Below are 12,668 nucleotides of genomic sequence, written 5' to 3'. Positions count from 1 at the left end.
ACCACAACCATCCACGGAGGACCCATGGCCCTGAGTGCATCCACCACCCTGCCCCACAGCGTTGACCGCGTAGCTGCCGTCTTCGTCAACGAAGATTTCCTGCGTCACACCAGCGAATACGTGGGCGGCTCCTTGGAATCGTTCACCGTTGACGGCGACACTGCCGGCGCTTTCACCACCACCACGGTTCGCACGCTGCCCACCACGCGCCTGCCGGATATCGCCCGCAAGTTCGTTGGCGAAACCCTCAAGGTGACCCAGACCGAGAAGTGGGATGCCCCGGCTGCCGACGGTTCACGGTCCAGCACGATTGCCCTGAAGATCTCCGGCGCTCCGCTTGATGTCACCGCGGTCCAGCGCCTGGTGGCCGAGGGCGGCAGCACCCGGATCGAGCTCGAAGGCAACGTGACCTCCTCGGTTCCGTTCCTCGGTGGCAAGATCGCTGATGCTGCCGAGCCCATGGTGGGCAAGGCCTTGGGCATTCAGTCGCAGCAGGCGCAGGCCTGGCTCGAAAGCCACTAGCGTGGAGATCCCCGCAATCCTGGCGGTCGTCCTGATCGTTGCCGGTGTCTGGTCCTTGGTGGTGTGGCCGCAGTTCCTTAGGCGCGTCATGAAGGATCCGCGAGCCCGCGACGCCGCCGGGAAGGCCACCAAGTTCCTCACGGTCCACGTTGTGCTGGTCACCATCTCCATGGTGCTCGGACTCGCGACGGCGGCCATCGGAATCGCGGGCCTGGTCGCCTAAGTTTCACCCAACTGAGTCGCAGCAGTGCGCGTTATGAGAGCTCAAAACGCGCTCTACTGCGACTCAGTTGGGTAGGATGGATAGTGGTGTGCCGGGAAGTCTGGTCGGCGGTTCTTTTGCAGTACCCGCAAATGCCCGCCCACTTTTGAGGAGCCCCTGTGCCCCAGCCATCGAACCAGCCCGCGGCACCCGAGCCCGGTGCATCGAGCCAGACCGGCAAAGTTTTCGCACGCTCCAGCTACCCCGAGTACCGCAGGATCCTCTCGATCCTCCGCACGGAGACAGTTGGCGGCGCCCTCCTCCTGGCAGCCACCGTGGTTGCCCTCATTTGGGCGAACTCCCCTGCAGCAGACGGCTATTTCGCACTCCGCGACGTCAAGATCGGCTACGAACCCTGGCATCTTGACCTGAGCTTGGGCCATTGGGCCTCGGATGGCTTGCTGGCGGTGTTCTTCTTCCTCGCGGGCCTCGAACTCAAGCGTGAATTCGTCGCCGGGGAACTCCGCAAACCTGCCCGGGCAGTTGTCCCGGTAGCCGCTGCCGTTGGCGGCGTGGTGGTTCCAGCCCTGATCTACGTTCTCTTCAACCTCGGAACAGCCGGAGAAACCCTCAAAGGCTGGGCGATCCCCACTGCCACGGACATCGCCTTCGCCCTCGCAGTGCTGGCCGTCATTAACACACATTTGCCCGCCGCGCTCCGGACATTCCTGCTGACCCTGGCAGTGGTGGATGACCTCATCGCTATCGGCATCATCGCCTTCTTCTACTCCACCGGGCTCCAGCCCCTCATGCTTTTGGCCGCGCTGGTCCCGCTGGCGCTGTTCACGTTCCTCGTCCAGAAACGGATCCGTAGCTGGTATCTCCTGCTGCCGCTCGCCCTGGCAACGTGGGGCTTTGTCCATGCCTCCGGCATTCACGCCACCGTGGCCGGAGTGCTGTTGGGCTTCGCCGTTCCGGTCCTGGCCAGCGGCAAAAAGGGAGAACCGGCCGAGGGCCTGGCCGAGCACCTCGAACACAAACTACGCCCGTTCTCCGCAGGCTTCGCCGTGCCTGTCTTCGCGTTCTTCTCCGCAGGCGTGGCCTTGGGAGGGTTGGACGGCATGGGGGCCGCCCTCCGGGATCCGGTGGCCTTGGGCATCGTGGCCGCGCTGGTGATAGGCAAGGCCGTGGGTGTCTTCGGCACCACGTTCCTGGTCACCAAAACCACCCGTGCAAGCCTGGATTCCAGCATCGCCTGGATCGACCTCTTCGGGCTGGCACTGCTGGCCGGCATCGGATTCACTGTCTCGTTGCTGATCGGCGAGTTGAGCTTCGGCGCCGGCTCTGCCCATAACGATCACGCCAAGGTAGCCATCCTGGCAGGTTCCCTGATCTCGGCGCTGCTGGCCGCCGTCGTGCTCAAGGCCCGCAACCGGCGCTACCGCCAGGTCCAGGCAGATGAAGAACGGGATGACGACGGCGACGGCGTCCCTGACGTCTTTGCGCGCGCCTAACGCGGAGGTACTGCTGTTACGCGGTGGCTTGGTTGAGCGCGTCCTCGGCGGCAACCCAGGAAATCATGGCGCATTTCACGCGGGCGGCATAGCGGGCCACCCCTTCGAACGCAGCTGCATCGCCCAGAATCTCAGGGTCCGCCTGGACCTTCCCACGTGAACGCAGAACCTCGCGGAAGTTATCAATAACGGAGTGCAGTTCGTCCACGGACATCCCCTCACCCAGTTCGCTGAGCACCGAGGCCGAGGCCATGGAGATGGAACAGCCCGCGCCGTCCCAGCTGATCTGCTGGACGGTTCCATCGGAAACTGCAAGCCGCAAGGTCACCTCATCACCGCACACGGGGTTCAGCTGGTGCGACTGACCGGTGGATGTACCGTCCGGGGCATCCGTTCCCGCCAGGCCGCTGCCGTGCCGCTGCTTGGAATGGTCCAGGATGATCTGCTGGTACAGCTGGTCAAGACTCATGATGCTTGTTGCCTCTTCTAGGGGAAATCGTTGGGTGACGGCTGTGCGGCCGAAGGCCCGTGCCGCGTGTCAGGCTTGGAAGTAAGCCCGGACACCCGAAACGGCGTCGAGGAAAGCATCGACGTCGTCCGTGGTGTTGTAGAGGTACGTGCTCGCACGGGTGGTTGCCGTGAGTCCGAGCCGGCGGTGCAGCGGCTGGGCGCAGTGGTGGCCCACGCGAACGGCGATGCCGCGGTCATCAAGGAACTGTCCGACGTCGTGGGCGTGGACCCCGGCGACGTCGAAGGCTGCCAGTCCGATTCGTTCAGAGCCGGACGCCGGACCCACCACGCGAATGCCGTCGATGCTCTCCAGCCCCTTCACCAGACGCTGGCCAAGTTCCGCTTCCCAAGCGTGGATGCGATCAATACCCGTCTCGGTGAGATAGTTCACGGCAGTTGCGAGCGCAACAGCCTGGGAGATCCGTTGCGTTCCGGCCTCGAACCGCTGTGGCGCCGGCAAGTACTCTGCCCGTTCCATGGTGACCGTGGTAATCATGGAACCGCCCGTGAGGAAAGGCGGCAGGACATCCAGGAGCTCCTGCTTCCCGTACAGCACGCCCACGCCGGTGGGGGCCAACATTTTGTGGCCGGAGAAAACGGCAAAATCAACGTCCAGTTCCTTGACGTCAACGGCCATGTGAGGAACGGACTGGCAAGCGTCCAGGACCACCAAAGCACCCACACGTCGGGCCATGGCTACCAGTTCGGGTACCGGGTTGATGGTGCCCAGGACGTTCGATGCGTGGGTGAAGGCCAGGAGCTTGGTCCGCTCCCCCACAATTTCGCCCGCTGCATCGAGCCGGAGCATCCCGTCGTCCGTGACGGGGATGTATTTCAGTGTGGCACCCGTCCGGAAGGCCAGTTCCTGCCAGGGGATGAGGTTGGCGTGGTGCTCCATTTCGGTGACGACGATCTCGTCGCCCGGACCGATCGCCAGGTCTTTCAGACCGGAACCACCGCGTCCCTGGGCAGCCCACAGGGCGGCGTTGGATAGCGCGTAGCTGATGAGGTTCAGGCCCTCCGTGGCATTGGAGGTCCAAACGGTTTCCTCGTACTGCGCGCCAATAAAGTCCGCCACGGTCTGGCGTGCGTCCTCAAAAACCTCGGTGGCTTCCACCGCAAGATGGTGTGCACCGCGGTGAACGGCGGCGTTGCGTTGCTCGTAGTACTCCTGCTCGGCCTCGATGACGCTGAGCGGGTTCTGCGACGTAGCGCCGGAATCGAGGTAGATCAAGGGTTTGCCGTTGACCAGCTGATCCAGCACCGGGAAATCGTTCCGGATCCGCAACACCTCCGCGTTGTCCATGGCATGCATGGACCGCTGCAGTGAGGCGGGAGTTGATACGGCAGTCAAGGGGCGCTCCTTGGAAATCCTTCAGGGACTCCTCATTATCCCACGCTGGCCCCTACCCGGCGGTGTGCCGTACAGCACGTCAGCTGCCGGCCCGCCCCGGCACCCATCCCAGTGGTGGGACCATACCGCTGTCGAAGGCACTCCGGAGCCGTTCGACGAGCACCGAGGCCCGACGACTCGCGGCAGCGCGCGTCCTGGCCTCGTAACCGCTGGCCGCCCGCGAATAGCAAAGTGCTGCGTGGGCAAACTGCCGGTCTGCAGACAAATTCCGCCCAGCCGACTCCAGTGCCTTGGGGTCGTTGTCCGTCAAGGCCGATGCGAACCTCCCGAGCGCCGCACCGCCCGCGCCGTGGAGGGTGGCGGCCAGAGCGCCCAGGCGGCGCAGGATCTCTAGATCGTCGACGGCGGTACTGTCCGCGTTAAGTGTCAGGAGCGAGAGCACCTCAGCCTCCATCAAAGTGCTCCCCTGTGAGTGCAACCTTTCCGCCAAGGCCAACAGATGAGTTGCTGTGCCGGAGGCTTGGTCCTGCGCTGCCGCGATATACACGGTGCTGAGCTGTAGCAAGAGGCCATCAGGGCTCGCAGTGTTCCGAGCGGCTTCCTGCGCGGCCTTGCCCTGCTTGACCCGCGCCATGGCCTGGAGTGAGTTCCCGCACCACGCCTCGCAGTAGGCAAGCATGGCCGCCGCCAGGGCGAGTACCGGCGGCAGGCCGGCGTCGTGCAGTTCAGCGAGGACGGGTTCCAAGGTGACGCGGGCTGCGCGCGGAAGCCCCTGGCTGAGCTGGACGTAACCGCGGGCGACGTCCAGGCATGCCGAAAGGTGCAGAGGCATGGCGTACTCGGCGGGACAGTCCAAAAGCGGGTCCACCAGTCCCCAGGCCAGGTTGTACCGGAGACTCACGACATGCCGAAGCATCGTCCCCGGCAGGAACATCTCCATCGCCGGGTCAGCACTGATGGCTCCCATCGCAGCAGAGGAGTCCTGCAGCGCTTCCGGCGCCGCACCGGAAAGCAGCAGGCGCTCCGCTTCCTGCACATTCCACACGATCAGGGCGGCAGGGTCAGCGGGTTCCCCGGAGCCCTGGCTGCCAGGCGCCTGCCCCACAGGCTCCAACCCAGCAGGCTCCGCTTCGAGAGGCCCGGCACCAGGCGCGGCACCCAGTAATCCGAGGGCCATGAGTCTGTGTGCGGCGTCGACCTTCACTCCAAGGGACCCACCCGCGGCCACCAAGCGCCGAAGTTCCGGAGCTGCTTCCGCCAGCTGGCCCTCGGCGATCAGCGCCCGCGTGCTGAGCAGTCGGGCCTCGTCTGCGTGATCCGCGCCCCTCACTGCTGAAGCAAACCTCCGGGCGAGTTCGGCCGTGGACGGCCTGTCAGCGGCGGGAGCGGCGGCCAAGAGAAGCTCGTCGGAGAGGCTCAGTCCGCAGTCGAGGGTCCATGTCATCCATCGCAGCATGGCGGGGGCCGTCTCCACAGTCAGTGCCGGTTCCTCCACACCCAGCCGGAGTGCCAGGCTCCTGGACTGCGGCACGGACAAACGGGTTCCTTCCCCGCGCAGCCAGGAACTCGTGCGGACCAGCAGGGGCCGGCCCGGCAACAACCTGATGTCATGGTTCGTGAAGAGATGCTCCATGGCTTTCTGCCCGAAATGGCGCTCCACTACCTCCAACGCCACGGGCTCAGCCAGCGCGATGAGTTCCAGCGCCTGGCGTTCTTCCGGCGGGCGGGAAACGTTCTCCGCCCGGACATGCTCAACCACGCTGGGCCAGTCGCAGTGCGCCCGGACATCGATGGTCCAGAAACCGTCCATCTGCACCAGGAAACCGGAGCGGCGGGCGTCATCCACCGCGAGGCAGAGCAATCCAACGTTGAAGCCGCTCATGGCAGCGAGGAGGCTGCTTGCTCGTCGCTGGACGTGTCCGCCCAAGACTGTCTCGCACAGAGCGTGAGCCTCTTTGAAGCTAAAGGGCGGCAGGAAGTACTGCTCCAGGAAGCCCTCTTCCCAGAGCTGGTAGAGGTCCTGCGGGAGGGGGTAGCGGCTTTCCGCCGTAGCCACCAACGTTGCGCCGAATCCCGGAATGAGTTGCAACAGGACCGCCAGCGAGGCTGGATCGATGTAGTGGATGTCGTCCACCAACAGGACCAGCTGCGGCCGCGCCGGTTGAGCGTGCCGCTTGTTCCGGCGTCGTCCAAGCGGGGGTGTGTACAAGTAGTCGGCTGGTCCCAGAGTATTGGTGAGGGCCCGCAGCACGTGGAGGCCCGGAGCTGCAGCCTCCTCCGCTTCGCCTGCGGAAACGGCTCCCAATGCGCCGAAGTGGAGTGCCCTAAGTTCAGGCTTTCCGGTGAAGGTGCGGACATCCACGGTTTTGGGGAGCCTCTCTTTGAGGGAGAGCAAAAGGTGGCTCTTTCCCGAACCCCGTTCTCCCACCACCACGATCCCACTGGTGGAAGCCGATGGAACGGCGGAAAGAATGAGGTTGAGCAGCTGCGCCCTGTCCGGGAGTGTTGATGGCCTCAGCCCTGCTGTGACGGTGTCTTCGTCCAGCCAGGGGTCCGGCAACATGCACACTCCAATAGCAGCAGTCCCATGATGCGGGAGGGGGTTGGGGGTCCGCGGTTCGCGGGGTCCCTGGCCTAGAAGCCGGCGGCGGCTGGGGGGAGAGTCTCGGTCTCAGAAGACTCTGTCGCCGCCGGCTTCGTACAGGGCCGGACCACCTTTCGGCGGCCGGAGCATCGGCTCAAGAGACCTCCGATGCGGGTGATGCGACTTTCGGAATCCCGGTGATGCTTGGGGCTGAACCGTTCTTCCAAGATCAATATTGCCGGGGCGCAACATCGCGTACATCAGTAGTTGGTACTCGAAAAGTAGGCAGCATTTGGCGCCGTCATACTCTGTTGTACTCAGTCCCCGGATAGGGCACTACTTGGTTTCGACACGGAATACCCGCGCATTACTCCATTGATTTGGTAAATCCCGCGCGATTCCGGGGGTAGGTGGGCCGGGAGGCCCTGAAACGGGTACTCAGCAGCGCGCGTCAGTGACGGACGGCCGCACCCAGATCTTCACGCCGCCGGATGCCCAGTTTGGCGTAGCTCCGGTACAAATGACCTTCCACGGTCCGGACCGACACCATGAGCTTCTCGGCGATCTGGCGATCAGTCAGTCCTGAGACGGCCAATGCCACGATGTCCTGCTCACGTCGGGTCAATGGCACGGACCGGTCCGCCTCGGTGTGCGGGTCATGAACCAGGGCATCGCCCAGGCTGGCCTCGCTGACATCGCGCATTACAGCTGCTTGCCGCGCCTCGGGCCGTTTGCCTTCAGCGTCGAAGGTCACAGCAGCCCTGTCGAAGGCCACCGCGGCGGGCCCGGGCATTCCGGAAGCAGCCAAGAGATTGCCCGCAGTCACGAACCCTTGGCCGTCACCGCGCAACTGTGCCGCCGCCATGGACTGCCAGCCCGCTGCCCAGCCCCCGCCCATCGGCGACGCCGTTTCCTGGATGGACTCCATGGCCTGCACGTCCCCGACCTCGGCCCTAAGGACCAGGTTCTGCAGCAAAATGCCGGGCAACCGGTGCAGATACCCGGATTCCGGAAGTCGGCTCAATTTCTGCAGGCCTGTGCCTTTACCGAGAAGTTCCTGGCCTGCAAGCCTGAACAGTTCCGCGAGTGCTTCCACAAAGGCGCCTGCGCCGGCTGCCGCTCGCTGCTCGCTTTCCAGGCGCCGGGCAAGCAGTGTGTTGCCGGACTTGGCTGCGGCATAGAACGCCAAGGCGTTTCCAAGGCCTCGCAACTGCAGGGGGTCCCTGACCCGCAGCGCTTCGACGGCGGGCGTCAGCAGCTCCGTTGCCTGTTCCAGGCGGCCCTGGCGCAACAGTGACATGCCTTTGAGCGCTTCGATGCCTCCACCGAAATAGATGAGTCCCATGGCCGAACCGGCGGCGTAGCGGTCAAGGCCTGTAGCGGCCGCTACCCAATCTCCGGATTCCAAGGCGGCCAGGGTATATCGCAGCAGAACAAAGTCGCTGAAGTACAGGAGGTCATTATCGTTTTCCAACAGCAGCAAGGCCTCGCGGCCAGCCTCCAAAGCCTGCCCGGGTTGCCCCTCCACAGTCAGGAGCTCACACTGCATCGCCAGCAGGAAAATCCGGTTCATGGCAAGGTCAGGCCCATCATCCCCGAGCGCTTCCGCGAACCCGTCCAGGCCCTCACGGAGTTCCTCGTAGCGGCCGTCATTGGCGAGCACTGCCAATTCCAGCGCCCGCACGTGCCTTTCGACTTGCCGGACAACAGGGTCCGAGATCTCCCGGTCACCAATCAGGACTTTGGCAGCGGTCCGCGCATCAGCCACGATGTCAGCTGACGGATCGCCCGCGGCAATGCGCGCGGCAGCCCACAGAAGGCCTGCGCCCAAAGGTCGCGACGGATCAGTGTCCAGGAACCCGGAGCCTTCCTCCAACAACCCGACGGCACTGCGGTAGTCGCCGTCGTTGTAGTGAACCATGGCCATGACCGCGCTCGCCCGCGGACGCAGCGCCTCCGACCGAACTTTGCCCGCTGCAGCTAGCGCCAAGGGATTCTGAAGCAGCTTGGCGGCCAGGAATGCTGCCTGCAGCAGCCGTTCATCATCGACGTCGGCGCCACAGTCCAGGGCCCAGCTCACCATCCGGAGCAGTCCCTCCGCTGTGGACGGTTCCGTGGGCAATTGCTGCTCCATGCGCTGGCGGATTTGGAGGCTGCGGGCAGGCGAAACGATCTTGCGCAGCGCCTCACTGTACATGGGGTGCCACATTTTGAGGGGCCCGCCGGCTCCATTGGCGGAGAGTACAAGCCGGCTGTCCATCAACGCCCGTACAGTGTCCCTGCCCACCTGCGTATCCAGCACAGCGGCAGGGACGGGCTCGGACAGGGCGATGATGTACATCGCCTCCCGTTCAGCTTCGCTGGTCCGGAGTACCCTGTTGCGGACTACCTCGGCCAGGCTTTCCCCGCTGCCGGAGAGTGCCTGGGTCAGGAGCCAGACTCCGTTCCGGCGTACCAGGTTTCCCTCAGACTTTGAATCCTCAAGGAGGCAGTGAAGCAGCAATGGGTTGCCTTCGGACGCTGAGTGCAGGACCTCAACCGCGCTGGACATGACGATCCCGCCGAGCGTCTTTTCTGCCAGCTCAGTGACCGTTTGCTTGTCCAGCGGGTGGAGCTCCAGCCGTTCTGCCAGTCCGTCGTACCAGAGTTGAAGCAGGGCCGCGGGCAAACCCGGCCTGGGCCTGCTGGTGGCTACGAGCCGCGCCCAGCCCGCAGTGACCAGCTCGGCGAGAATCTGCGTACTGCCTTCATCGAGGTCGTGTGCGTCGTCCACGATCAACAGCAGGCGCGCTCCTTCGCCGCCACGCCGTTTCTCGAATTGGGACCAGAACTCACGCAGGATCGCCACAGGCGACGTCGCTTGCTCAACCGGAAGGTCCAGTAAGTACGGGGCAAGGACGCCATAGGGCACGGCGGACAAGGCGGGACTCCCATGAACCCGCATCACCACCATTTCCCCAGCCAGGCGCGCTGCGATTTCCGCTGCCAGGGCGGTCTTTCCGATGCCGGGATCCGCAACCAGGAGCACGGCCCCGGCGCCTTCCTGACGCAGAATCTCCATGGCCAGTTCCAGTTCGGCGTCCCGCCCTACAAGGTGCTCAGCCTGCATGGGCAACCCACACCGTGTCTACGGAAGTTTCGCCGCTAGCCTCACAGCAGTCCATTGAGCTCGCCCCGAGACGATACGCCGAGCTTGGTGAACACCTGGTACAGATGACCTTCTACAGTTCGCACAGACACCCCAATATCCATCGCGATTTCACGGTTGCTGACACCCTTTCCCGCGAGTTTAGCAATCTGGCGTTCCCGTTCGGTTAACACCGGCGCGTCGCTGCGTGGCTGGATCGGCAATGCCGGGACCGAATGTTCCAGCCGTTCAAGCCTCAGCTGCGCCGTTCGGGCCGCTGTTGTTTCCCCGGCGTCCCTGGCGTAATCAAGTGCCATGGCCACGCACCGGGCTTCCACCACCAACAGGTCAAGGGATGCTGCAGCATCAGCGGCCGCCAGCAATGAGCGGGAGCTCTTGGTCAGGGCGCCACGCGCAAGATCGCCGGAAATCTTGGCCAAGGGCCCTTGGCGGCGGCCGGCAATATCCTCCAGCAACCGGTATTCCTCGTCTGTCCCTTCCACGGTGGCGCCAAAAAGGTAGATGCCGGCCGTGGTGAAGCGCTGCTGCTCGATGTCTGTACGCACCCGGGCCAGGAGCCGCTGCTTCACATCAGGGTCACCCATCCACCGCCCGGCCAGCTCCGCACAGAACTCAGCGACGGATTCGGAGAAATACGTCCCCACTCCCCTGCAGGTTCTGTAGAGGTCCAGGTACCGGCCTGCCTCCACGGAATTGCCCAGTTGAGCGTAGGCAAAAGCGGTGGCTGCATAGGCAACCTTGTTCATGTTCATGCTGGGCCGGAGCTCCAATTGCGCAACGGCCGAGCGCAGGGGTTCGATTGCGCTGGCAGGCTTGCCCGCATAAGCGAACGCAAGCCCAACGCCCAGTTCAGTGAGCGCACCCCGGTATTGAAGGCGTGAGGACCCTGAGGGTGTGCGGCGCATGAGTTCGATGCACTTCCGCCATTGGCCGGACAACAGCAGGACCAGGAACGCGTGCCTCGCGAAAGATTCCTCCAGCTGTGCGGGGCGGTCCGTGTCCCCCAAGTGCCGTGAAACGGTTCGCGCAAGCTGTTGTGCCTCCAACTCCCTGCCAAGCATGCAGCGGGCCTCGATCAGGAAGAAGGATGACTTGAGCCAATGTTCGCGGTCCTCCGAGGGATCTTTGGCCTGTTCCTCCTCCAAGGCGTCAATCATGGCGGCGTACTCACCCATGTAGGTTTGGTACTCGTAGCCGCAGAGCCGGAGTCGGTTGCGCGCCGCCGTCATTGCCTGTGCCGGGTAATCCCCGGCCTTGGCTTCGAGCGTCTCCACACCGGCGGCGATAACCCCCGGCACCATTGCTGACCGACCGTCGATCCACGTCATCGCCTGGCATTTTGCTGCGATGACTTCAGCGAACTCCAATGGCTCCAAAGCCTCGATGTGGGAGTCCGACACCTCATCCAATGCCTGGGCTGCGTGCAACGGCAGGTCCAGCAAGAGGTAGGCCGCAGCTTTGAGCCTCTGCCCGGGCACCCATTCGCTGTCCTTCGGGTCCAGTGACAGCGTGCACTGAATGGCGAAGTTGGGGTCATAGTCATCCAGCGCGGCCCGCCCGGCCGCAAGTGCATGCGCGGGTGAGGGCGCGGGCTCGTCCTCGGAGGCATGCATCCACGCCGCATAGCTGAGGAGGTCCTGCGGCGCCAAAGCTTGGAGTTCAGGCTCTTTGGGACCGTGCAGCATCAACCGCAGCTCACGCATGCGGCGGGTACTCAACCAGCCGCGCACTACCTCGCCCACGTACGGGTCCCGGAGCGAAACCCAGTGGTCGCCGTCCTTTTCAATGGTCAGCAGGGCTGACTCTTCCATCTCCACCAGAACTTCGGTGCCGAAGATGTCGGCCAGATCCAACAGTGTTGCGCGCTGCGCACAAGCCAGGATTTCGACGACGGTCCTGCTGGCTTGCGCTTCGCGCGCCAGTCTTGAGCGGACAAAGTCCTCCACAACCGTGGCGCCCTCAAGTTTGATTCGGTCACGGAGAGTCCAGACGGAGTCGTTGAGAACCAGGTTGCCAGTATGCCGTTGCTCCTCGAGAAGCGCATGCAGGAGCATGGGGTTACCACCCACGGCGGAGTGCAGTGAACCTACCAATGTTGAAGAGACATAGTGCCCCAGGACCGAACCCAGGACCTGCTTGGTCTGTTCCTCGCTGAGGGTATTCAGATGCACCTCACCCAGCGTTCCTTCAAGGACCAGGCGATGGAAATCAGCTGGAAGGTCGCTGGCGCGTTGGACGGTGGCGATGACCTTCGCCGTGCCGGTAGCCATGAGGTTCAACAGAACGCCTGTGCTCATGGGATCCATGCCGCCGGCGTTGTCCACGATGAAGACAGTTTCGCGGCCCGCGGCTTCTGTCCTGATCAGGTTCGTGACCGCATGCAGGATGCCCGTGGGCGAGCCCACGGCACCCGAAGGCAACCGGGCCAGCAGGAAACCAAGGCATCCATAGGGGGTTTGGCCGCTTGCTACTGTGTTGCGCAGCTGGAGGCTGTGGACTTTGGGACCAAGAGAGGACACTACTGCCCTTGCCAGGCCTGACTTACCGATTCCCCGTTCCCCTGTTAGGACCACTCCGTAGGAGTCGGGCGATTCGAGGTGTTTGCCCGCCTTGGACAAATCGTGGCTCCGGGCCAACAGTGACCATGTTTGGCGGTCTGTTGGGCCGCCCACAAGATCGGGAGCCGCAGCTCTCGCTGCGCCTCCCCCGCTCCTGTTTAGCAACTCCGCCGACATCCGCATCCTTAGCTACACATCCGCGACAGTCCCCCACCGCTTACTTGCGTAAGATGCACACTACCGCCGGGGGCCCACAGTTTGTAGGCCTTAAGGTCC

Annotated in this window: 8 protein-coding genes; 3 read left to right on the top strand and 5 right to left on the bottom strand. The window is 63.9% G+C overall.

Going from position 1 to position 12,668, the window contains the following annotated elements:
• Positions 1-24: 24 nt before the first annotated feature.
• The 3 genes from AC6CH8_RS02230 to nhaA all read left to right on the top strand — a co-directional run bounded on the left by AC6CH8_RS02230 (position 25) and on the right by nhaA (position 2,238).
• Complete coding sequence (locus AC6CH8_RS02230) at positions 25-522, top strand: DUF2505 domain-containing protein (protein ID WP_498188498.1); 498 nt, start codon at positions 25-27, stop codon at positions 520-522.
• A gap of 1 nt (position 523) precedes the next feature.
• Positions 524-745, top strand: coding sequence for an SCO4848 family membrane protein (locus AC6CH8_RS02225; RefSeq protein WP_498188497.1), 222 nt, complete (start codon positions 524-526; stop codon positions 743-745).
• A 158-nt stretch (positions 746-903) separates the two neighbouring features.
• Positions 904-2,238 carry a Na+/H+ antiporter NhaA gene (gene nhaA, locus AC6CH8_RS02220; protein ID WP_498188496.1) on the top strand — a complete coding sequence of 445 codons (1,335 nt, stop codon included), beginning with the start codon at positions 904-906 and terminating at the stop codon, positions 2,236-2,238.
• Positions 2,239-2,254: 16 nt separating this feature from the next.
• On the opposite strand, the gene sufU is transcribed toward nhaA, so the two are convergent.
• The 5 genes from sufU to AC6CH8_RS02195 form a co-directional block, all read right to left on the bottom strand.
• Positions 2,255-2,707: a Fe-S cluster assembly sulfur transfer protein SufU gene (gene sufU, locus AC6CH8_RS02215; protein ID WP_420180540.1), complete on the bottom strand. Its 453-nt coding sequence runs from the start codon at positions 2,705-2,707 to the stop codon at positions 2,255-2,257.
• Positions 2,708-2,776: 69 nt separating this feature from the next.
• Positions 2,777-4,102, bottom strand: a complete 1,326-nt coding sequence (locus AC6CH8_RS02210) for a cysteine desulfurase (RefSeq protein WP_498188495.1) — start codon at positions 4,100-4,102, stop codon at positions 2,777-2,779.
• Between the two features lie 79 nt (positions 4,103-4,181).
• Entirely contained in the window at positions 4,182-6,665 is a 2,484-nt protein-coding gene (locus tag AC6CH8_RS02205) for an ATP-binding protein (protein ID WP_498188494.1), read from the bottom strand.
• 472 nt (positions 6,666-7,137) lie between these two features.
• Positions 7,138-9,795 carry an AAA family ATPase gene (locus AC6CH8_RS02200; protein ID WP_498188493.1) on the bottom strand — a complete coding sequence of 886 codons (2,658 nt, stop codon included), beginning with the start codon at positions 9,793-9,795 and terminating at the stop codon, positions 7,138-7,140.
• Between the two features lie 41 nt (positions 9,796-9,836).
• Positions 9,837-12,569, bottom strand: a complete 2,733-nt coding sequence (locus AC6CH8_RS02195; RefSeq protein WP_420180536.1) for a helix-turn-helix transcriptional regulator — start codon at positions 12,567-12,569, stop codon at positions 9,837-9,839.
• Between the last annotated feature and the right edge of the window lie 99 nt (positions 12,570-12,668).

This window comes from Paenarthrobacter sp. GQ52 (genome assembly GCF_059759005.1).
Note: the sequence above shows the minus strand (reverse complement) of the source record. Positions and strands in the feature narration are given on the sequence as shown.

Bases quoted from the DNA above. Each gene is read 5' to 3' on its own strand.
- AC6CH8_RS02230 (WP_498188498.1), top strand. From the start codon at position 25: ATGGCCCTGAGTGCATCCACCACCCTGCCCCACAGCGTTGACCGCGTA.
- sufU (WP_420180540.1), bottom strand. From the start codon at position 2,707: ATGAGTCTTGACCAGCTGTACCAGCAGATCATCCTGGACCATTCCAAG.
- AC6CH8_RS02205 (WP_498188494.1), bottom strand. From the start codon at position 6,665: ATGTTGCCGGACCCCTGGCTGGACGAAGACACCGTCACAGCAGGGCTG.
- AC6CH8_RS02200 (WP_498188493.1), bottom strand. From the start codon at position 9,795: ATGCAGGCTGAGCACCTTGTAGGGCGGGACGCCGAACTGGAACTGGCC.
- AC6CH8_RS02195 (WP_420180536.1), bottom strand. From the start codon at position 12,569: ATGTCGGCGGAGTTGCTAAACAGGAGCGGGGGAGGCGCAGCGAGAGCT.